We start from the raw sequence: 18,362 nt of genomic DNA, 5'->3' as shown, positions 1-18,362 counted from the left end.
GAAACAGCATCTGTACCCGAGCACTCAACGCGCTGCCCACCCACGGGCAACGCGCTTTCATAAAAACAACAGCGAGGTGAAAGCATGTCTGGTAATCGTGGTGTCGTGTATCTCGGCAACGGCAAGGTCGAAGTACAGAAAATCGACTATCCCAAAATGCAGGACCCCCGTGGCAGGAAGATTGAGCACGGCGTCATCCTGCGCGTGGTCTCCACCAACATCTGCGGCTCCGACCAGCACATGGTGCGCGGCCGCACCACTGCCCAGACCGGCCTGGTGCTCGGTCACGAGATCACCGGTGAAGTGATCGAGAAGGGCAGCGACGTCGAGAACCTGAAAATCGGCGACCTGGTGTCCGTGCCCTTCAACGTTGCCTGCGGCCGCTGCCGCTCCTGCAAAGAGCAACACACCGGCGTGTGCCTCACCGTCAACCCGGCCCGTGCCGGTGGCGCCTACGGCTATGTCGACATGGGCGACTGGACCGGCGGCCAGGCCGAATACGTGCTGGTGCCTTACGCCGACTTCAACCTGTTGAAACTGCCGGACCGCGACAAGGCCATGGAGAAAATCCGCGACCTGACCTGCCTCTCCGACATCCTGCCCACCGGCTACCACGGCGCCGTCACCGCCGGCGTTGGCCCTGGCAGCACCGTCTACATCGCCGGTGCCGGCCCGGTCGGCCTGGCCGCTGCCGCTTCCGCACGCCTGCTGGGCGCGGCGGTGGTGATCATCGGCGACGTCAACTCCATCCGCCTGGCTCACGCCAAGGCGCAAGGGTTTGAAGTGGTCGACCTGTCCACCGACACGCCGCTGCACGAACAGATTGCGGCCTTGCTCGGTGAGCCGGAAGTGGACTGCGCCGTCGACTGCGTGGGCTTCGAAGCACGCGGCCACGGGCATGACGGCGTCAAGCACGAAGCCCCGGCCACGGTGCTCAACTCACTGATGGGCGTGGTGCGCGTGGCGGGCAAGATCGGTATCCCCGGCCTGTACGTCACCGAAGACCCTGGCGCCGTCGACGCCGCCGCGAAGATGGGCAGCCTGAGCATCCGTTTTGGTCTGGGCTGGGCCAAATCCCACAGCTTCCACACCGGGCAAACGCCGGTGATGAAGTACAACCGCCAGTTGATGCAGGCGATCATGTGGGACCGCATTCACATTGCCGACATCGTCGGGGTCGAAGTCATCAGCCTGGATGACGCGCCGCGTGGGTATGGCGAGTTTGATGCGGGCGTGCCGAAGAAGTTTGTGATTGATCCGCATAAGTTGTTCAGCGCGGCGTAAACGCTAGAGCAAAAAACAAGGGCGCCTCGACGGGCGCCCTTATCAATTAGAGTGGGGCCGAGAGTCGAAGGTTAGCGGTCGATTTTATAGTTTCTGGCTTGCCCTCTTCATTTTCCGTCTGTACTTCAAGTGTTTTTCCACCATAGTTGCAGAATAGCTTTCCGTTAGCCTCCTGAACCCTGACCACGTTTTGCCATTGCCATTGGCGGTGTACGAACGGGGTTGATTGGATGCCGGAGCAGCAGGGCACTGCGAAATCCGCGGTGCCCGTGGCTTAGCGAATCGCCAGCGCGCCTTGATACACCGTCGGCCCGGTCGGCTGCTTGCTCACCGATCCACCCTTGGTTTCCGAGCTCACCATCAAGCCCACCGGTTTGCTGATGGATTCCTGCTGGCGTGGATTCAAGCCGATGATGCCTTTGCCATCTTCCGGCAACAGGCCGAGGGATACCGGCGTGCCGTCCTCGGGGATGGCCCACAGCTCCAGGCTCTGATCTGGGGCAGGGGCCGTGGAGGCAATCGGCTGCACTTCCAGGTAGTCCTTGTGGGCCATGATCTGCGCTGCCGGCTGCTGGGTGGTGGTCACCAGGGTGGCGGCGGATTTGACGCTGTCCTGGGTGTAGAGCGCGCCGCCGATACCGGCGGCCACTACAGCGCAGGCGCCGATGAACAGGCGCGGGCGGCTCCAGAATGAAGGCTTGTGATCAATCACTTGGGGGTGGATCGTCGTCATAAGTCTCTTCCTGACAAATTTTGTAGTCAGTTCATGGACCGGCTTATCGCAGTTGGGTTCCGGAGCGGGTTTGGAACAAGTGACGAAAAGGCCAGTCAAACGCCTGCTTTCACCCCTACATCCAGAGGTTGTTTCGATGAAGATTTCACGCGGTTTCGCCCTTTCCTGCCTGATGACCCTGGCAGCCGGCCCGGTATTCGCCGCCGGGTTCAGCCTTGGCGATGCGGCCAATGCGATTTCCGGTATGCAGGGCGGCAACAACAAAGCCGCTGCCGTTGCGCCGTCGTCCGAAACGGCCGGTTTGCTGAGTGCCCTGACCTCACAATTGAATGTCACCCCCGAGCAAGCCGTCGGCGGCACCGGCGCCATGCTGGGCCTGGCCAGGAACCAACTGAGCAGCAGCGACTATTCGCAACTGGGGAAAAGCGTGCCGGGTCTCGATCAACTGTCGGGCAGCAATGCGTTGGGCAGCCTCGGCGCCTTGAGCGGGATGCTCGGCCAGAGCGGCGGCAGCAAGACCAGCGGCCTCGACGGCCTGCTGGGTAACGTGAAGAACACCAACGACCTGAACACCGCGTTCAGCGCGCTGGGCATGGACAGCGGCATGATCGGCCAATTCGCCCCGGTGATCCTGCAATACCTGGGCGGCCAGGGTGCCAACAGTTCGCTGCTGGGCAAACTGGGCCAGGCTTGGGGCACCGGCAGCTAAGGCCGTGGTCCTTCAAAGCGGGTTCGCCCCCGCTTTGAAGTGGCCAGCAGGTTGCGGGGAACAGCGTTACGGTTGGTACTCAAAAGTACATTGGGAGGCGTCGATCGATACAGCGCCGCCTTGATTCCCGCAGCTGGTTCCTTTCCATGCTGTACCGGTCGCGGCCTTCGGGTTGTTAAACGGCAGGCCCAATTGAACATAGGGTTTGGAAACGTTGTTTACCGGCTCTGCGTTTTCTCTTTGCGTTGTACCGCCATAACTGCAGAGTATTTTCCCGTGGATCATTTCGGCACTGACTAACATCAGGTTGTATTTAGGTTCGAGGTAGGTCTCGCTTGTGGCCGTGGACTGGCCCTCCCACATCTGGCCACCGGGCCCGGGGGCTTCGTATTTGAAGCCTTGGTTGAAGTCCGGAGGAAGGTCCGGGTCGGTATACGGCGTAGCTTTTATTGAACTGACTGCGGGGCACGTGGCCATTTCTGCATGGGCAATGTTCGCTGCTGTCAGTAACGCTATGCCGGCGAAGAGGACTTTGATGGTCATGATCAGGGCACTCGACTGAGATGGAGTCCTTAGCCTAATCAGCCGCCCAAGGCGGGCGGAACTGTTAACTCTGACAGTTTTTTATGCGTTTTCAGACGATGCCCTATCGCGGGTTCGCTGCAGGGCAAGCGGGTCCAGGCGTGGGGCGCGGGTAGCCAAGGATTGAGTCAGCCCCTCGTTTGGCAATGCTGCGCAACAACTCCCGAGGAACTGTGTGGGATGTTTCACCACCTACGGGGACTGCTCCAGGAAAACCAACCCTCCTGGGGTGGATTCTTCAATCCGGTCAGGTAGGAGTCTTCCATGAACATCGTCAACACCTACAACGCTCTCGCTAGCGCTTCGTATCACGCCGCGACCCACAAGCCCGCTGCCGCAGAGCAAGGAAAAGCGCCCCACGACGCCAGCCAGGAGCAGGCTGATACCGTGAGCAGTCACGACACCATCGAGATAGCGCACGGGTGGCGTACCGGTGACGATTCGGCCACGTGGCCTAAGCGTCCGTAACGGTTACTTTGCCCATAAGGCCCCAGCGGTTTCGCCTCGCAGTTCCTGAATCCGCTGATCTTTCTCCATCCAGAGCCGGTTCACCCAGTTCTGTACGACCTGGCGAAACGCCGGGTCGTTTTCGTAGTCGCCCTGCCACAGCGCCGGGTCCAGCTCACGGGTGCGGATATCGATGATCACCTTCGGTACCGCCCCGCTGATCAGATCCCAGAACCCCGGCGTCTTCGCTTGCGGATAGACCACGGTCACGTCGAGCACGGCATCCAGTTGTTCGCCCAGTGCCGCCAACACAAACGCCACGCCGCCGGCCTTGGGCCTGAGCAGGTGGGCAAACGGTGAGCCTTGCTGGGCACGCTTGGCCTCGCTGAACCGGGTGCCTTCCAGGTAGTTGACCACCGTCACCGGCTGGCGCTTGAACAGCTCGCAGGCCTGGCGGGTGATCTTCAAGTCCTGGCCCGCCAGTTCCGGGTGCTTGGCTAGGAACGCCTTGGTGTAGCGCTTCATGAACGGATAATCCAGCGCCCACCAGGCCAGGCCCAGGAAGGGCACCCAGACCAGTTCTTTCTTCAGGAAGAACTTGAAGAACGGCGTGCGGCGGTTGAGGGCCTGGATCAGCGCGGGGATATCGACCCAGGATTGGTGGTTACTGATCACCAGGTACGAGGTGTCGCCGCGCAGGTCGTCTGCGCCGCGGATGTCCCATTGGGTCGGGATGCACCGCGCGAAGATCAGTTTGTCGATTTCGGCCCAGGTCTCGGCGATCCACATCACGGCCCATGACGCGTAATCGCGATAGCGACCGGGGGCCACCAGCTTGAGCAGGGCAAACACCGTCAGCGGCCCGATCAGGACCAGGGTGTTGAGCAGGAGCAGCAGCGAGACGAAACAGCCGGTGAGCAGGCGGCGCATAAGTAACTCTTGGAATCCTGTGGGCGGCACATAATAAGAGAGCGGCGTCTAGAGGCCAAATCGCAAATCGCCCGACGAATGTTTCACAATATGCCGGGTATGGTTGCAGAACTAACTAAGTGCTGCCTTTGCGGTCTAGAATTCGCCTACTTCTTTCCGAGGAAATCACTTCGTGAAACTGCTCCTTGCCTCGCTCGCCCTGGCGGCCTTGCCCGTTATGGCCGCCGAACCGACCGTTTACGGTCGCTACGAATACATCCAACTGCCGGAGATCGGCGAAACCTTCAAGGCCAAGATGGACACCGGCGCGCTGACCGCCTCGCTGTCGGCCCGTGACATCGAGACCTTCACCCGTGACGGCGACGATTGGGTGCGCTTCCGCGTCGGCGGCAAGGACGCCGGCAACAAAGTCTACGAACACAAGGTGGCGCGCATCAGCAAGATCAAGAGCCGCGCCGACGAAGACGAGGACAAGGAAGAAGCCACCGTGGCCACGCGCCCGGTGATCGACCTGGAAATGTGCCTGGGCAACGTCAAGCGCACCGTCGAGGTCAACCTCACCGACCGCAGCAGCTTCAACTACCCGCTGCTGATCGGCGCCAAGGCCCTGCGTGAGTTCGGCGCCGCGGTGAACCCGGCGCGTCGCTACACCGCCGACAAGCCGGACTGCTGACGGACCGCCATGCCGCATATCCTGATTGTCGAAGACGAAGCGGCGATAGCCGACACACTGGTTTTCGCCCTGCAAGGCGAGGGCTTTACCACCACCTGGCTGAGCCTCGGCCAGGAAGCGCTGGCCCACCAGCGCCAGACCCCGGCCGACCTGATCATCCTCGACATCGGCCTGCCCGACATCAGCGGCTTTGAAACCTGCAAGCAACTGCGGCGCTTCAGCGAAGTGCCGGTGATGTTTCTCAGTGCCCGCGATAGCGAGATCGACCGCGTGGTCGGGCTGGAGATCGGCGCCGACGATTATGTGGTCAAGCCGTTCAGCCCACGGGAAGTGGCGGCGCGGGTCAGGGCGATCCTCAAGCGCGTCGGCCCTGGCGTCGCTCCGGCGTTGTTCCAGGTCGACCTGGAGCGCATGCAGATCACCTACCGTGGCCTGGCACTGAGCCTGACCCGCCATGAGTTCCGCTTGCTGCAAAGCCTGCTGGAACAACCCGAGCGTGTGTTCAGCCGCGAACAACTGCTGGACGCGGTCGGCGTGCCGGCCGATGCCGGCTATGAGCGCAATATCGACAGCCATATCAAAAGCCTGCGCAGCAAATTACGCAGCGTGGCGGCGCAGGCCGAACCGATCCAGACCCATCGCGGCCTCGGCTACAGCTACAGCCCGAGCCACAGCTGATGCGCCTGGGGCTGCGGTTTTTCCTGGTCTACGCGCTGTTTATCGGCTTCACCGGTTACTTCGTGCTGAACACCGTGATGAAGGAAATCCGCCCCGGCGTGCGCCAGTCCACCGAAGAAACCCTGGTGGACACCGCCAACCTGCTGGCCGAAATCCTGCGCAACGACGTCAAGAACGGCACCCTCGCCCAAAGCCACTGGCCGGAGCTGCTCAAGGCCTACGGCACCCGTCAGCCGGGCGCGACCATCTGGGGCCTGCCGAAAAACCAGGTCAACCACCGCATCTACGTGACCGACGCCAACGGCATGGTGTTGCTCGACTCCAGCGGCGAAGCCGTGGGCCAGGACTACTCCAAATGGAACGACGTGTACCTGACCCTGCGCGGCGAGTACGGCGCGCGTTCCACCCGCAGCGCGCCGGATGATCCGGCCTCGTCGGTGATGCACGTGGGCGCGCCGATTCGCGACAACGGGCAGATCATCGGCGTGGTCACGGTGGCCAAGCCGAACAGTTCGCTGCAGCCTTATGTCGATCGCACCGAGCACCGGTTGCTGTGGTACGGCGCCGGCTTGGTGATCCTCGGCCTGCTGCTCGGCGCGCTGTTGTCGTGGTGGTTGAGCGTGGCACTGCGCCGGCTTACCGCGTATGCCGAGGCGGTCAGCGAGGGGCGGCGCGCCGAATTGCCGCATTACCGTGGCGGCGAGCTGAAGCAGTTGTCCACCGCTGTGGAGCACATGCGGACACAGTTGGAGGGCAAGGCTTATGTGGAGCATTACGTCCACACCCTGACCCACGAATTGAAGAGCCCGCTGGCGGCGATTCGCGGCGCGGCCGAGCTGTTGCAGGGCGACATGAGCCGCGAGCAGCAACAGCGCTTTTTCGGCAATATCGACAGCGAAAGTACCCGCCTGCAGCAGTTGATCGAGCGCTTGCTGAACCTGGCCCAGGTCGAGCAACGCCAGGGCCTGGAGGCGCAAGCCAGCCTGCCGCTGGCCGCGCTGGTGGACGATGTGCTCAAGGCCCAATGCGCGCGCATCGAAGGTGCCGGCTTGTGCATCGAACAAACGATCGGCGCTGAGGTGAAGGTCTTCGGCGAACCGTTCCTGCTGCGCCAGGCCCTGGGCAACCTGCTTGACAACGCCCTGGACTTCACGCCGGCGGGCGGGGTGTTGCGGTTCAGCGCACAGACCCGGCACAACGCTGTGCAGTTCAGCCTGTTCAACCAGGCCGCGCCGATTCCCGACTACGCCTTGCCGCGCCTGAGCGAGCGTTTCTACTCGCTGCCGCGTCCGGCCAGCGGGCGCAAAAGCACCGGCCTGGGCCTCAACTTTGTCGAGGAAGTGATGAAGCTGCATGGCGGCACGTTGCAGATCGGCAACGTACACGGTGGCGTGCAAGTGGTGCTGCATCTCCACACAGTCTCCACATTGCCCACATAAATTTCCCACATGCGCGGCTCACGCTTTCCCCATCAAAACAGGGAGAGTCCCATGAACCGCAGCCTGCTTTTCAAACTTGGCGCGATTGCGCTATTGATCCTGCTATTGCTGATTCCATTGCTGATGATCAACGGCCTCATCGCCGACCGCCAATACACTCGCGACAGTGTCCTGATGGATATCGCCCGTAGCTCCAGCTACAGCCAGCGCCTCACCGGCCCGGTGATGGTGGTGCCGTACCGCAAGACTGTCCGCGAGTGGAAGCTCAATGAAAAACTCAACAGGCGCTACGAGGAAACCCGTGAAGTGCGCGGTCGTCTGTATTTCCTGCCGGAGCGTTTTGAGCTCGACGGGCGGGTGCAGACCGAACTGCGCGCGCGTGGCATCTACCAGGCCCGGCTGTTCCACGCCGACAACCGCATCAGCGGACGCTTCGTCTTGCCGGAGCAATGGGGCATCAAGGAAAATTTCGCCGATTACCGCTTTGAGCCGGCGTTTCTGGCGGTGGGTATCAGCGATATTCGCGGTATCGAAAACGCACTGAAGCTGGAGCTGGGCAGCCAGCGCCTGGAGTTTGCGCCAGGCACCCACGTGGAGTGGCTGGGCGAGGGGGTGCATGTGGCGCTGCCGGAGCTGGACAGCAAAACCCCGGCCGCGCTGGACTTCGCCTTCGACCTGCGCCTGCAAGGCACCGAGCAACTGCAAGTGGTACCGGTGGGCAAGACCAGCCAGGTCACGCTGGCCTCCAACTGGCCGCACCCGAGCTTCATCGGCAACTTCCTGCCGGCGCAACGGGAAGTCACCGACAAGGGCTTCAGCGCCAACTGGCAGACCTCATTCTTCTCCACCAACCTCGAAGAAGCCCTGCGCGGCTGCCTGGACGAACGCGGCTGTGACGACTTCAACAACCGCAGCTTCGGGGTGAACTTCATCGACCCGGTGGACCAGTACCTCAAGAGCGACCGCGCGATCAAATATGCGCTGCTGTTCATCGCCCTGACCTTTGCCGGTTTCTTCCTGTTCGAAGTGCTCAAGGGCTTGGCGGTGCATCCGATCCAGTACGCCCTGGTGGGGTTCGCCCTGGCGTTTTTCTATCTGTTGTTGCTGTCGTTGTCCGAGCACCTGGGCTTTGCCTTGGCGTACCTGATCTCGGCCAGTGCCTGTGTGTTGTTGATTGGTTTCTACGTGTGCCATGTGCTGCGCAGCGTCGCCCACGGCCTGGGGTTTTCGGCCGGGCTGGCGGCGTTGTATGGCTTGTTGTACGGGTTATTGAGTGCCGAGGACTACGCGCTGCTGATGGGCTCGCTGTTGCTGTTCGGCCTGCTGGGGACGGTGATGGTGCTGACACGCAAACTGGATTGGTACGGCGTGGGCAAACGCAAGGCGGCCGAGCCTTTGGCATTTGATCTGGAGGCCGTGCAATGATCGGGTTGCGTGAGGACCAGCGGGAGCGAGCGCAGTTGGTGGCGAGGATTGTGGCGTTGTTTCCTGCGCCACCTATGCGCAGGGTCAAACCGGCGGCTGTGTCTCAAGCATCGAAGGGCGCTGGCTGACTTCGGCGTACCAGGCGGCAAGCTGGGGGTTGGCGTCGCGCCAGTGCAGGTCCGGGTGGCGGAAATCCAGGTAACCCAAGGCGCAGGCCACGCTGATCGCGGCGATATCGAAGTGGCTGGCCAGTTCGGCAATCGCATCCGCTTCCAGCTCCGCCAGGGTGCGCCGGATCTTGTGGCGCTGTTCGTCGAGCCACGGCGCCCAGTGTTTTTCCGGCGGGCGCAGGGCGCTCTCGTAACGCACCAGCACGGCGGCATCCATGATGGCGTCGGCCATCGAGGCCAGGGTCAGGCGGCGCCAGCGGGCCGAGCCGTCACGCGGGATCAGCGGGTTGCCGACGTGCTGGTGGTCGAGGTAATCGAGGATCACCCGGCTGTCGTGCAACACCGTGCCATCGGCCAGGCGCAAGGCCGGGATCTTGCCCGCCGGGTTTTCGTTGACCAGTTGCACGTCCGGGTTGACCGGTGTCGGCATGCAGAGCTGCAGGGCCACACGGTTCTGCTGGCCGGTTTCGGCCAGCAGCACGCGGACTTTGCGCACGAACGGCGAAGCGGGGTTGTGGAACAAGGTCATGCTGGGAGCGGACATAGGCATTCCTCTGGATGGGATGGGCAGTCGCTAGCCTAGTGGGTTGCGCCGTTGCTGGCGAGGGGGGCTGTGGTTCTTGAGGGCCTCATCGGGGGCAAGCCCCCTCCCACAGGGGAATGCATTCCAATGTGGGAGGGGGCTTGCCCCCGATGGCGTCCTCAGCCACGCCGCCTGAACAACGCCCAAGTCCCAATGACCGCAGGAATACCCAACCCGACCCAACTCAGCGCATCCCACAGCCAATCCCTCTGGATGGGATGGGCAGTCGCTAGCCTAGTGGGTTGCGCGGTGGCTGGCGAGGGGGGGCTGTGGTTCTTGAGGGCCTCATCGGGGGCAAGCCCCCTCCCACAGGGGAATGCATTCCAAATGTGCGAGGGGGCTTGCCCCCGATAGCGTCCTCAGCCACGCCGCCTGAACAACGCCCAAGTCCCAATGACCGCAGGAATACCCAACCCGACCCAACTCAGCGCATCCCACAGCCCATCCCCCAGCAACGCGGCAAACAAACCGACGGCGCTGAGCAGGCCGATCCCCAGCGGAATGCCGAACACTTTCCAGAAACTCGATTGACGCGGCCTCATGCCTTGCCCGCCTTGCGCCGCACCCACCACAGGTACACACCGCTGCCGAGCACGACGATGGTCAGCCCATCCAGCAGCGCCCAGAGGATTTTCATCGGCATGCCGCCGTAGTCGCCGAAGTGCAGCGGCTGCGACATGCCCATGGCGTCCATGTACCACGGCCGCTCGGCGATCGCGGTGACGGCCAGGCTGCTGGCGTCGATCAGCACCGGCGTGAGCAGGTGCGAGGTCAGGTGGGTGCTGCCCTTCATGAACACCGCGTAATGGTGTTCACTGGAAAAGCGCGTGCCGGGGAAGGCGATGAAGTCCGGCTGCATGCCGGGCGCGGCCGCGGCGGCGATCTTGAGCAGATCGTTGGCCGGTGCGCGCAGGGTCAGCGGCGGGGCGTGCTGGTACGGTTCGATCATTGCGCTGAGGCTGTCGTTGCGCCAGGCGGCGATGATCAGGTCGGCGCAGGCGCTGATCACGCCGGTCACGCCGACCACCAGCGCCCAGGTCAGGGTGACCACGCCGATCAGGTTGTGCAGGTCGAGCCAACGCAGGCGGGTGGATTTGTCCTGGCGCACGGTGGCGAACGTCAAGCGGCGCATGAACGGCAGGTAAAGCAGCGTGCCCGAGACAATCGCCAGCACAAACAGCAGGCCCATGAACGCCAGCAGCCACTTGCCCGGCAGGCCGGCGAACATATCCACATGCAGGCGTAGCAGGAACAGCGTCAAGCCGCCGTTGGCCGACGGCATCTCCACGGTTGCGCCGGTGCGCGCGTCGAGCATGAACGTGTGCGACGCATTGGGTTCGGTGCCGGCGGTGGCGGCCATGATCGCGATCACGCCGTGCGGGTCGTCTTCGTCCCACGCCAGGTACTGCATGACTTCGCCAGGGCGATGCGCCTGGGCTTTGGCCACCAGTTGCTCGAGGTTCAGCTGTGGTGTGTCGGCGGGCATCTGCTGCAACTCGGGTTCGTTGCCCAGCAGGTGATCGAGCTCGTGGTGGAAAATCAACGGCAGGCCGGTAAGGGCGAGCAACAGCAGGAACAAGGTGCAGATCAGGCTGGTCCAGGTGTGGATAAAGGACCAGCGGCGGATGGTTCGGCTTTTCATTTGTTGGCCTTCAGACACACCCAAGCCGCCCCTGGGGGCGGCCGGGAGGTCAACTCAGTCGTTTACCACTGGTAGGTGGCGCTGGCGACCACACTGCGCTGGTCGCCGAAGTAGCAGTAGGAACCGTCACAGGTGGAGAGGTAGTCCTTGTCGAACAGGTTGGTCGCGTTCAGTTTCAGCGAGGCGCCTTTGAGGCTGTTGTCCAGGCGGCCGAGGTCGTAATGTACGGCGGCGTCGAACACCGTGTAGGCGTTGGCCTTGCCCGTCCAGGTATTGCCCTGGTCGCCATAGGTATTGCCGGTGTAGCGGGCCCCGGCGCCAATGCCGAAACCGTCGAGCATGCCGCTGTGCCAGGTGTAGTCCGTCCACAGGGAGGCTTGCTGGTTCGGCATCAGCTGCAGGCGGTTGCCCTTGTATTGGCCTTTTTGCACTTCAGACTTGGCCAGGGTGTAGGCGGCTATCAGCTTGAGGTTTTCACTCACGTCAGACACGGCTTCGAGTTCCAGGCCCTTGACCTTCACTTCGCCGGTCTGGTCGGTCACCGATTCGCCCCCGGCGCCGAAGCTGGTGACCAGCACGTTTTTCTGGGTAAGGTCGTAAACCGCTGCGCTGAGCAATGTGTTGGAGCCGGGAGGCTGATACTTGACCCCCAGTTCCCATTGCTTGCCCTGCGTGGGCTTGTACGATTTGACCGGGTCGACGCTGGCATTGCTCGCCGGCTGGAAGGACTCGGCGTAGGACAGGTACGGCACGAAGCCCGAATCGAAGACATAGCTCAGCGCCGCGTTGCCACTGAAGTTCCGGCTGCGGTCGGTGTTGGTCGCGTCGTCCTTGTTGAAGTACGTGGTGCCCTGATGCACCCAGTCTTCACGCCCGCCGAGGGTCAGGCGCCATTTGTCGAGGGCCATCTGGTCTTGCACGTAGAGGCCGGTCTGTATGGTTTTCTGGTTGTAGTCGTAGTACGCGTCGGAGCGCGGCGGGCGGACGATCGTCTGGCCGTAGGTCGGGTTGAAGATATTGGTCGTCCCGGCGCTGCCGAAAATCGACAGATACGAAGTGTCGGTGCGTTGATGATCGAGCCCCAGCAACAGCGTGTGCGTGATGTCAGCCGTGTTGAAGTCAGCCTGGAAATGGTTGTCGACCGCGAATTGGCCGATGTTTTCGTCAACGTTGGTCGACGAACGACCGATGTTGCCCGCAGCGTCGGCAGGGCCGTAGATCAGTGAGCCCACGGTCAGTTGCTGGAACGCCAGCTCCGACTTGGTGTAGCGCAGGTTCTGGCGGAACTGCCATGTATCGTTGAAGCGATGCTCGAACGCATAGCCCAGCGCGTAGTAGGTGCGGTCGTAAAATTCATAGTCCGGATCGCCCAGGTTCTTGTGGTGGGAGACCTCGCCCAGCGGCGATTTGATCTTGGTGCCCTGGATCGGCAGGAACTGGCTGGTGGTGCCGGTATCGTCGCGGGTGAACTGCGAGAGCAGGGTCAGCTTGGTGTCGGTGTCGATGTTCCAGACCAGGCTGGGGGCGATGTTGTAGCGCTTGTTGTCGATATGGTCGACCTGGGTGCCAGCATCCCGGACCACGCCGCTGACGCCATAGAGGAACTGGCCTTCATCATCGATCTTGCCGGTGCTGGCGAAATTGATCTGGCGATAGTTGTCGCTGCCGTACTGCACTTGAATGGCATGGCTCGACTCCGCGCTGGGGCGCCGGCTGACCATGTCCAGCAGGCCGCCCGGCGGGGTCTGGCCATAGACCGAGGAGGCTGGGCCACGCAGCAGGGCGAGGCGATCCAGGTTCCAGGTTTCGGCCTTGGGGTTGGCGTACACGCCGCGTGGCAACGGCAGGCCGTCGAGGAATTGGGTCGGTTCGAAGCCGCGAACGCGCATCCAGTCGTAGCGGGTGTCGCTGCCGTAGCTGGCGGACACAATGCCGGGCATGTATTTGACGGCGTCATCCAGGTTCTGCACGTTGCGGTCCTGCATCTGCTCGCGGGTGGCGACGGAGATCGAGCGCGGTGCTTCGACCAGCGCGGTATCGGTCTTGGTGCCGGCGGCGGTGCGCGTCGCCAGGTAGCCCTGCACCGGGCCCCAGGCGCTTTCAGTGTTGCCCTGGGCAACGATGCTGGTTTGCGGCAACGCCACGACCCCGTCCGCAATCGCCACCAGCGTGTAAGTCCCCGCGCTGCTCTGCTCCACCTGCAAGCCGCTGCCGCGCAGTGCCTCGCGCAGTGCGCCTGGGGCGTCGAACTGGCCCTGGACCGGCGCCGAGGTTTTGCCCGCGGCCAGTGCCGGGCTGAGGGTCAGTGCGAGGCCGGCCTGGCTGGCGATCTGGTTCAGGGTGGCGGCCAATGGCGCGGCGGGCAGGTTGTAGGCGCGCACGCTGGACGCTTGCTCGGCGGCGATCAGCACGCTGCTGGTCAGCGGGGTGCTGAGGGCAATGGCCACGGCTAACAGGCTGGGGCGCAACAAGGTGTCTAGCGTGCGGGACATAGGGCGGCTCCTGAATGGAAGTAATTCGCAATTACCCATGTGCCGAGCGAGATTCGAAAAGTGATAGGGCTTGGGGAAAATAATTGTTGCCTGGGGCTATTCGGTGTTCTTGAGGGCCTCATCGCGGGCAAGCCCGCTCCCACATTCGACCGCGTTCAGCCTGATACAACGCGGTCGAAGGTGGGAGCGGGATTTCTCGCGCGAGCAATATCCCCGACACCGCCGGACCTAGGGCCTACCCTTCACCGTCACCCACCACGGCGTGCGCTGTTCGATCCGCACCGGCAGCGTCGGCAGCAGTGCGTTGAGCGCCAGGGTGGTGTCGTGCAGCGGGAAGCTGCCGGTGATGCGCAGGTCGGCCACGGCGTTATCCACACCCAGGTAGCCGCGGCGATAACGGCTCAGTTCCTCGACCACATCGCCCAGGCGGGCGTTGTCCACCACCAGCATGCCGCGGGTCCAGGCGTCGGTGGCGGGGGTGACGGCGAGCAGCGGGCCGAGGCTGTCGCTGCGCATCAGCACTTGCTGGCCGGCCTTGAAGATCTGTTCCTGATGCAGCGCCTCGGGTTGCGCGGCCACCGCCGATTGCAGCACGCTCAGGCGCGTGGCGGCGTCCTCGCGCTTGACGATAAACCGCGTGCCCAGTGCGCGCAGGCTGCCGTCGCGGGTCTGCACATAGAACGGGCGCGCATCGTTGTGGCCGGTTTCGACGAGGATTTCGCCTTCCTGCAACACGATCAGCCGGCGTTTTTCATCGAAGCGCACATCGATGGCGCTGTGGGTGTTGAGGTTGATCTGCGTGCCGTCCGCCAGTGTCAGCGTGCGTTGTTCGCCGGTGGCGGTGCGTTGATCGGCCAGCCAATAGTGGAGCGGTACATAACGTTCCCCGGCAAACAAGGCCAGGCCGCAGACCAGTGCGATACTCGCCAGGCCGCTGCCGAGTTTGCGCACGCGCTGGCGAATGCCCTCGCGTGACTGCAACAACGCCGCCCGCGCCGGGCCCGAGGCCACGCTGAAGCGCTGGTCGAGCAGGCCCAGTTGGCGCCAGGCGCGGGCATGTTCTGCATCGCTGGCCAGCCATTTGGCGAACTCCTCCTGTTCCACGGCGCTGCCGTCCCCTGAGTCGAGGGACAGCTGCCAGGCAATCGCCGCATCCAGCACCCGAGCTGACACCGGTTTGCAACTGATCGCACTCACAGCGGCTCGCCATACAACGCGATGTAGCACTGACGGATGCCCTGGGCCAGGTACTGGCGCACGCGCGGCACCGACACGCCGAGGCGCCGGGCGATGTCGGCGTGGCCCAGGCCGTCGATGCGGTTGTAGAGGAACGCGGCGCGGGCCTTGCTCGACAGCGTGCCGAGCAGGCGGTCGATGGTCTTGAGGTCTTCGAGGATCAGTTGCTGGTCTTCCGGCGACGGCTGTTCGCTTTGCGGGATCAGCATCAATTCGCTGAGGTAGGCCTGTTCCAGGGCGGCGCGGCGGAAGTAGTCGAACAGCAAGCCTTTGGCGATCGCCACCAGGAAGGCGCGGGGCTCGCGGGGTTCGCGCAACCCGTCGCGGCCGAGCAGGCGCATGAAGGTGTCCTGGCTCAGGTCTTCGGCGCGGCTCGGGCAGGCCACATTGCGCCGCAGCCAGGCCAGCAGCCAGCCGCGATGGTCGCGATACAACGCACCGACAAGCTCACTGTGTGGGGTCTGGACCGACGACAAGGCATCACCGAATAAACAAGTTTAAACTAACGAGAATTATTCGCGATTGTGTCAGAGGCGTGCAGCGGGCGCAATTGGCGTCTGTCCGGCGGTGCTATTAAAACGATGGCGCTTGCTTGCGCCGTTTCCATTGGCTCAAACGTGCTTGCAGGGCGCGCGGTGTGTCGATGTGCTGCTGGCGCGCGCGGCTGAGCAGGATCAGCATCAGCTCCGCAGTGGCCAGGGCGTCGGCGCTGGCGTGATGGCGTTCGCCCACCTGCAGGTGGAAGTGGTCGATCCAGTCGTCCAGCCCGGCTTCGCGCAGCAGCGCCTCGGGGTACAGCAGCGGGGCGATGTCGGCCACGTCGAGGAAGGTATGGGCCAGGCGATAACCCAGGCTGTCCTTGAGCGCCCGGGCCAGCATGTGTTGATCGAACGGCGCATGGAAGGCCAGCAACGGGCTGTCGCCGACGAACTCCATGAAATCCAGCAACGCGTCCACCGGGTCACTGCCGGCGGCGATCGCGCTGGGGCCGAGACCGTGGATCAGCACGCTGGGGCTGAGTTTTGTTTCGGCGCGTTGCAGGGTGCGCTCGAACATCTGGGAAAAATCCACCGCGCCGTCCTCGATCACCACCGCACCGATGGACAACACCTGATCGCGGTTGAGGTTCAGGCCGCTGGTTTCCAGGTCCAGCACCACCCAGCGCTGGCTGCGCAATGCCGCGTCGCCCAGCGCGACCGGCTGGGGTAACTGCGCCAGGCGCTGCTGTTGTGTTGCGTCGAGATGGGGTTTGGCCGTGCGCAACCAACCAAATAAGTTCACAGCTGATACCGCACGGTCAGGCTGCTTTGCAGGCGCTGGGCCTGGCGCAGGGATTCGCGCAGGATGCGCCGGTCCAGATGGTTGAGGCTGTCGGGGTCGACGCGGTTGGAATACGGTTGGTTTTCCCGCATCTGCAATTGGTGCTGCTGCATGCGGGTTTGCTGGATAAAGTGATACGCCTCTTCATAGGCGGCGCCATCCAGCGGCTCGATCACTTCCTTGACCACCAACTGGCGCAGGCGCTCCAGGGTGTTGATGGCGTGGACGTCGTTGGCCAGGGCCAGCAGGCGCGCGCCGTCGACAAAGGGCGTCAGGCCTTGCACCTTGAGGTCGAGGGTGGCTTTTTCGCCGCCTTTGCGCGTCAGCACGAAATCGCGGAAGCGCCCCACCGGCGGGCGCTGGCGCAAGGCGTTCTCCGCCAGCATGCGCTGGAACAGGCGGTTATCCGCGACCTGGTCGAGAATGCCCTGGCGCAGTTGTTCACAGCCCTGTTCATCGCCCCACACCACCCGCAGGTCGAAATAGATGGTCGACCCCAGCAGGTTCTCCGGCGTGGCTTCGCGGATGAACGCCGCAAACCGTCGCGCCCATTCGGCCCGCGACAGGCACAGCTCGGGGTTGCCGGCCATGATGTTGCCTTTGCACAAGGTGAAGCCGCACTGCGCCAGGCTCTGGTTGATCTGCTGCGCGAGGGGCAGCAGGCGCGCGCGGATCTCAGCCGCTTCGGCGGCGTCCTTGGCGTCGAACAGGATGCCGTTGTCCTGGTCGGTGTAGAGCGTCTGCTCGCGCCGGCCTTCGCTGCCGAAACACAACCAGGTGAACGGCACGCCGGGGTCGCCTTTGTCGGCGAGGGTCAGCTCGATGACTCGGCACACGGTGTGATCGTTGAGCAGGGTAATGATGTGGGTGATCTGGGTCGACGACGCGCCATGGGCCAGCATGCGCTCCACCAACTGGCCGATCTCGCCGCGTATCGCCACCAGGTTTTCCACCTTGGGCGCGTTGCGGATGGTACGGGCCAGGTGGACCAGGTCCACGCGTTGCAGGGAAAACAGGTCGCGCTCGGACACCACGCCGCACAGACGCTGGTCTTTGACCAGGCACACGTGGGCGATATGCCGCTCGGTCATCGCGATGGCGGCGTCGAAGGCGCTGTGGTCCGGGGTGAGGAAGAACGGCGCATGGGTCATGTGTGCGTCGATCGGCAGGGTGAAATCGCTGGTGCCGTCGGCCACCACCTGGCGCAGATCGCGCAGGGTGAAGATCCCCAGGGGCGCCTTGTGCTCATCCACGATCACAATGCTGCCGACCTGTTGCTCGTGCATCAGCGTCACCGCTTCGCGCAACGGTGTAGCCGGGCTGCACGTCACCGGGTGGCGCATGGCCAACTCACCGAGGCGGGTGTTCAAGGAATATTGGGTGCCGAGGGTTTCCACGGCTTTTTGCTGCACTTGCTGGTTGACCTGATCGAGCAGGCTGCTGACGCCGCGCAAGGCGAAATCGCGGAACTCGCTGGACAGCGCGAACAGCTTGATAAACGCCGGCTTGTTCAGTTGCAGGCAGAAGGTGTCTTCGGCGGCCTTGTGCTCGGTGCGCGTCGCACGTTCGCCCAGCAGTGCCGCAAGGGGGAAGCACTCGCCGGTGGCAATCTCAAAGGTGGGTTCGGCCGAATCCGGCCGTTCGCCGATGACCCGGCCCTGCTTGACGATGTAAAAGTGCTCCACCGGCCCGGCCGACGGCTTGAGGATGCTTTCGCCGGGGCCATAAAAGCGCAATTGGCACTGCTCTACCAGGAACGCGAGGTGCGCGTTTTCCATTTGGTTGAACGGCGGGAAGCGTTGCAGGAACTGCAAGGTGCCGTGGATGTTCTGCAACACCGCAGTTTTTCCCGCCTGGGCGAATGCATCAGCTTTACTCATAACTATGACCGCGATGTTTTTGTCGTTATCGTCCTGCATGGTCGACTCCTGCACGGCGGGTGCCCATTGGACGTAAGTCTAGGTCGATGAAAACGGCGCATAACTAGGGAAAAACCTTACATGACGATCGTCCAAACCC

The 18,362-nt window shown here is 63.2% G+C and carries 18 protein-coding genes; 7 read left to right on the top strand and 11 right to left on the bottom strand.

Going from position 1 to position 18,362, the window contains the following annotated elements:
• Positions 1–84: 84 nt before the first annotated feature.
• Entirely contained in the window at positions 85–1,284 is a 1,200-nt protein-coding gene (gene fdhA / locus ACP7E3_RS00505) for a formaldehyde dehydrogenase, glutathione-independent (protein ID WP_017847873.1), read from the top strand.
• 274 nt (positions 1,285–1,558) lie between these two features.
• Here the strand turns inward: fdhA and ACP7E3_RS00500 are convergent, their stop codons facing one another.
• The gene (locus tag ACP7E3_RS00500; protein WP_057003918.1) at positions 1,559–2,017 is read right to left on the bottom strand and encodes an anti-sigma factor; all 459 of its coding nucleotides are present in this window, start codon (positions 2,015–2,017) and stop codon (positions 1,559–1,561) included.
• A 136-nt stretch (positions 2,018–2,153) separates the two neighbouring features.
• On the opposite strand from ACP7E3_RS00500, the gene ACP7E3_RS00495 reads away from it, so the two are divergent.
• Complete coding sequence (locus ACP7E3_RS00495; RefSeq protein ID WP_046381820.1) at positions 2,154–2,726, top strand: DUF2780 domain-containing protein; 573 nt, start codon at positions 2,154–2,156, stop codon at positions 2,724–2,726.
• A 66-nt stretch (positions 2,727–2,792) separates the two neighbouring features.
• On the opposite strand, the gene ACP7E3_RS00490 is transcribed toward ACP7E3_RS00495, so the two are convergent.
• A complete protein-coding gene (locus tag ACP7E3_RS00490; RefSeq protein ID WP_017847869.1) occupies positions 2,793–3,269 on the bottom strand; it encodes a hypothetical protein in 477 nt (158 codons plus the stop codon).
• Between the two features lie 303 nt (positions 3,270–3,572).
• Between ACP7E3_RS00490 and ACP7E3_RS00485 the strand changes: the two genes are divergently transcribed.
• Positions 3,573–3,776 (top strand): hypothetical protein, encoded by a 204-nt coding sequence (locus tag ACP7E3_RS00485; protein ID WP_017847868.1) that lies wholly within the window; start codon positions 3,573–3,575, stop codon positions 3,774–3,776.
• Positions 3,777–3,779: 3 nt separating this feature from the next.
• On the opposite strand, the gene ACP7E3_RS00480 is transcribed toward ACP7E3_RS00485, so the two are convergent.
• Positions 3,780–4,685, bottom strand: a complete 906-nt coding sequence (locus ACP7E3_RS00480; protein WP_199918205.1) for an acyltransferase — start codon at positions 4,683–4,685, stop codon at positions 3,780–3,782.
• A 172-nt stretch (positions 4,686–4,857) separates the two neighbouring features.
• Between ACP7E3_RS00480 and ACP7E3_RS00475 the strand changes: the two genes are divergently transcribed.
• Genes ACP7E3_RS00475 through creD form a run of 4 tightly spaced genes read left to right on the top strand, consistent with a single transcriptional unit; the run spans position 4,858 to position 8,900 of the window.
• Positions 4,858–5,358 (top strand): ATP-dependent zinc protease family protein, encoded by a 501-nt coding sequence (locus tag ACP7E3_RS00475; RefSeq protein WP_046381822.1) that lies wholly within the window; start codon positions 4,858–4,860, stop codon positions 5,356–5,358.
• Positions 5,359–5,367: 9 nt separating this feature from the next.
• Positions 5,368–6,036 (top strand): two-component system response regulator CreB, encoded by a 669-nt coding sequence (gene creB / locus ACP7E3_RS00470; RefSeq protein WP_057003915.1) that lies wholly within the window; start codon positions 5,368–5,370, stop codon positions 6,034–6,036.
• Entirely contained in the window at positions 6,036–7,475 is a 1,440-nt protein-coding gene (gene creC, locus ACP7E3_RS00465) for a two-component system sensor histidine kinase CreC (protein ID WP_426122105.1), read from the top strand. Before creB ends, creC begins: the two co-directional genes overlap by 1 nt.
• Before the next feature lie 51 nt (positions 7,476–7,526).
• Positions 7,527–8,900: a cell envelope integrity protein CreD gene (gene creD, locus ACP7E3_RS00460; RefSeq protein ID WP_079444833.1), complete on the top strand. Its 1,374-nt coding sequence runs from the start codon at positions 7,527–7,529 to the stop codon at positions 8,898–8,900.
• An 84-nt stretch (positions 8,901–8,984) separates the two neighbouring features.
• Here the strand turns inward: creD and ACP7E3_RS00455 are convergent, their stop codons facing one another.
• The 8 genes from ACP7E3_RS00455 to ACP7E3_RS00420 form a co-directional block, all read right to left on the bottom strand.
• Complete coding sequence (locus ACP7E3_RS00455; protein ID WP_426122104.1) at positions 8,985–9,614, bottom strand: glutathione S-transferase family protein; 630 nt, start codon at positions 9,612–9,614, stop codon at positions 8,985–8,987.
• A gap of 398 nt (positions 9,615–10,012) precedes the next feature.
• Positions 10,013–10,195 (bottom strand): hypothetical protein, encoded by a 183-nt coding sequence (locus tag ACP7E3_RS00450; RefSeq protein WP_046489074.1) that lies wholly within the window; start codon positions 10,193–10,195, stop codon positions 10,013–10,015.
• Positions 10,192–11,295, bottom strand: a complete 1,104-nt coding sequence (locus ACP7E3_RS00445) for a PepSY-associated TM helix domain-containing protein (protein ID WP_046489076.1) — start codon at positions 11,293–11,295, stop codon at positions 10,192–10,194. Before ACP7E3_RS00445 ends, ACP7E3_RS00450 begins: the two co-directional genes overlap by 4 nt.
• 62 nt (positions 11,296–11,357) lie before the next feature.
• Entirely contained in the window at positions 11,358–13,787 is a 2,430-nt protein-coding gene (locus ACP7E3_RS00440; protein WP_177029896.1) for a TonB-dependent siderophore receptor, read from the bottom strand.
• 228 nt (positions 13,788–14,015) lie between these two features.
• Positions 14,016–14,984, bottom strand: a complete 969-nt coding sequence (locus ACP7E3_RS00435; protein ID WP_046381829.1) for a FecR domain-containing protein — start codon at positions 14,982–14,984, stop codon at positions 14,016–14,018.
• On the bottom strand, positions 14,981–15,499 hold the full coding sequence (locus tag ACP7E3_RS00430) for an RNA polymerase sigma factor (protein WP_426122102.1): 519 nt from the start codon (positions 15,497–15,499) through the stop codon (positions 14,981–14,983). The genes ACP7E3_RS00435 and ACP7E3_RS00430 overlap by 4 nt, the downstream gene beginning before the upstream one ends.
• A 97-nt stretch (positions 15,500–15,596) precedes the next feature.
• The gene (locus tag ACP7E3_RS00425; protein WP_057005411.1) at positions 15,597–16,304 is read right to left on the bottom strand and encodes a 3'-5' exonuclease; all 708 of its coding nucleotides are present in this window, start codon (positions 16,302–16,304) and stop codon (positions 15,597–15,599) included.
• A complete protein-coding gene (locus ACP7E3_RS00420; RefSeq protein WP_032804651.1) occupies positions 16,301–18,223 on the bottom strand; it encodes a DUF294 nucleotidyltransferase-like domain-containing protein in 1,923 nt (640 codons plus the stop codon). The genes ACP7E3_RS00425 and ACP7E3_RS00420 overlap by 4 nt, the downstream gene beginning before the upstream one ends.
• Positions 18,224–18,362 lie beyond the last annotated feature (139 nt).

Source organism: Pseudomonas sp. PSPC2-3 (genome assembly GCF_049898265.1).
GTDB classification, from domain to species: domain Bacteria; phylum Pseudomonadota; class Gammaproteobacteria; order Pseudomonadales; family Pseudomonadaceae; genus Aquipseudomonas; species Aquipseudomonas veronii.
The sequence above is the reverse complement of the archived record's forward strand: the minus strand, read 5'-3'. Positions and strand labels throughout refer to the sequence as shown.

Bases quoted from the DNA above. Each gene is read 5' to 3' on its own strand.
- fdhA (WP_017847873.1), top strand. From the start codon at position 85: ATGTCTGGTAATCGTGGTGTCGTGTATCTCGGCAACGGCAAGGTCGAA.
- ACP7E3_RS00500 (WP_057003918.1), bottom strand. From the start codon at position 2,017: ATGACGACGATCCACCCCCAAGTGATTGATCACAAGCCTTCATTCTGG.
- ACP7E3_RS00495 (WP_046381820.1), top strand. From the start codon at position 2,154: ATGAAGATTTCACGCGGTTTCGCCCTTTCCTGCCTGATGACCCTGGCA.
- ACP7E3_RS00490 (WP_017847869.1), bottom strand. From the start codon at position 3,269: ATGACCATCAAAGTCCTCTTCGCCGGCATAGCGTTACTGACAGCAGCG.
- ACP7E3_RS00485 (WP_017847868.1), top strand. From the start codon at position 3,573: ATGAACATCGTCAACACCTACAACGCTCTCGCTAGCGCTTCGTATCAC.
- ACP7E3_RS00480 (WP_199918205.1), bottom strand. From the start codon at position 4,685: ATGCGCCGCCTGCTCACCGGCTGTTTCGTCTCGCTGCTGCTCCTGCTC.
- creB (WP_057003915.1), top strand. From the start codon at position 5,368: ATGCCGCATATCCTGATTGTCGAAGACGAAGCGGCGATAGCCGACACA.
- creC (WP_426122105.1), top strand. From the start codon at position 6,036: ATGCGCCTGGGGCTGCGGTTTTTCCTGGTCTACGCGCTGTTTATCGGC.
- creD (WP_079444833.1), top strand. From the start codon at position 7,527: ATGAACCGCAGCCTGCTTTTCAAACTTGGCGCGATTGCGCTATTGATC.
- ACP7E3_RS00455 (WP_426122104.1), bottom strand. From the start codon at position 9,614: ATGTCCGCTCCCAGCATGACCTTGTTCCACAACCCCGCTTCGCCGTTC.
- ACP7E3_RS00450 (WP_046489074.1), bottom strand. From the start codon at position 10,195: ATGAGGCCGCGTCAATCGAGTTTCTGGAAAGTGTTCGGCATTCCGCTG.
- ACP7E3_RS00445 (WP_046489076.1), bottom strand. From the start codon at position 11,295: ATGAAAAGCCGAACCATCCGCCGCTGGTCCTTTATCCACACCTGGACC.
- ACP7E3_RS00440 (WP_177029896.1), bottom strand. From the start codon at position 13,787: ATGTCCCGCACGCTAGACACCTTGTTGCGCCCCAGCCTGTTAGCCGTG.
- ACP7E3_RS00420 (WP_032804651.1), bottom strand. From the start codon at position 18,223: ATGAGTAAAGCTGATGCATTCGCCCAGGCGGGAAAAACTGCGGTGTTG.